We start from the raw sequence: 1,944 nt of genomic DNA, 5'->3' as shown, positions 1-1,944 counted from the left end.
ATTGACCCCGACCGGATTCTGCGGCGCAGCACGCGGGCAAAATACGCTCTCTTGTATTCCGCGGCACTCGATAAAAATTATGTGGATGCCGATGATGATTCGCTGATACGCATTGCATACCGGTATTACGACAACCGGATTTGTTCGGATTCGGTGAAGTTTCTGATTAACTATCACTATGGGCGAATCTATCAAAACGGCGACGATTATCAGGAAGCCATGCGCTATTATCTGACTGCGGAAAAATACGCTTTCGCGGCGCATAAGAATTATTATCTGGGTTTGGTATACTCCCGTATCGGGGAGGTCTATTCCGAGCAGATGAATTTTAACGGAGCGCTGGAATATTATCGGAATGCTTATGACGCTTGGGAAAAACTACGCAAGCCTGCGTTTATGAATAATGCGACACTTAATATCGCTAATGCCTATTCCAGTTTGGGCGATAACGACAATGCCGTGAAATACTATTCACAAGCTCTGCAAGCAGCCGTACAGCAGGAAGATAACGATATGGTTATTGCTTGTTTAAGCAATTTGGGGGATATTTATGTAAATGAGGGCGATTATCCCAAAGCCTTGAAAGCCGTAAAGGAAATTGAGCGGACCGCTCCAGATGGTCTTTCAATTTATCAATATAGAGTATTAGCCAAAGTATATTATCTGCAACACAAGATAGACAGCGCACGATATTATTTCAATATCGCTTCGGAGTTGGCGGAGGATATTCGGGACGATGCACAACTGGCATATCTATCTATTCAAATTGAATTGGCATCCGGAAATTCAGAGGAAGCAGCCAATTCGATCAACGAATATATCTGGTTGAGCGATTCCATATCCCGCATGGTGGTATCTCAATCAGCAACCGCCGCCGAGGGGAAATATTATAAAGAGCAAACTGCTTTTGCGAGTTACCGCCTGAAAGTACGAACTTACTTTGAATATATTGTCGGACTGCTGATCTGCACCGTCGCAATTTTCCTGATCTACTACTATCGGGAACGCATGAAACGAAAGCAGCAGCAGGTTGAACGCTACATGTTGGCCGTTGACACCATCCGGGCATCAAAAAACCGCATCCTCGAACATCTTGCCGTCAAGGAGGGACAGGAGGTGCAACTTAAAGAATTGGTGTTGTCCCGCTTCGAGTTCCTCGACCAACTCGGCCGGGCGTTCTATGAACGAAACAATACAAAAGCGCAGCAGGAGGTCATTTACAAACAAGTGAGAAACTTCTTTACGAACCTTGCATCCAATCCCGCGACCAAAAAAGAATTGGAGGAGATCGTAAACACGGTAAATGACAATATCATCGTGAAACTGCGGAAGCAGTTCCCGAAATTCAAACCTGCGGATATAGATTTGCTATGTTACATCTACGCCGGATTCTCGGCGCAAATCATCAGCGTTATAATCGGCGATTCGGTATCGAATGTCTACAACCGCAAATCGAGATTGAAAGCCCGAATTGCGGCGTCGGATTCGGCCGAAAAGGACTTTTTTATTCAGAAAATGTAGTAACACACTGATTGTCAAATAAATTACCCCCCCCCGTTGAAAAACTCCAAAAAAATTAACATGTAATATTTTGTTTTTCAGGCAATTATCGCATACATTATAAAAACTGCGAGATTTATACAATTCTTGCAGTTTTTATTTATTTGTATATCAATTATTTAGTGACTTTGTGTAATAGATTTTATCGGCGCTGATTTTGCTATCGGAAGAAACCGAAAGCCTAACTTTACTATTGTCTAACCCACATATCTTATCACATGAAAAAATTACTTTTATTACTTGTGCTGTGCTGCATCGGAGCCGGAATTTGCTTTGAAGCGTATGCAAATCGGAAACGACCGAAAACCACGTCCGTTTATCTGGAAAAGAAAATGACGGTTAAGGGTCCGCGCAGCGTCATGCCGCCGATTAATGCGGTGCTTT

At 43.3% G+C, this 1,944-nt stretch carries 1 protein-coding gene; it reads left to right on the top strand.

The window, feature by feature from the left end:
- A partial coding sequence (locus HMPREF9720_RS11515; protein WP_050805104.1) for a tetratricopeptide repeat protein occupies positions 1-1,521 on the top strand: 1,521 nt, incomplete at its 5' end.
- Positions 1,522-1,944 lie beyond the last annotated feature (423 nt).

Origin of the sequence: Alistipes sp. HGB5 (genome assembly GCF_000183485.2) — a bacterium.
Taxonomy (GTDB): domain Bacteria; phylum Bacteroidota; class Bacteroidia; order Bacteroidales; family Rikenellaceae; genus Alistipes; species Alistipes finegoldii.
This window is presented reverse-complemented; position numbering and strand designations above follow the sequence as displayed.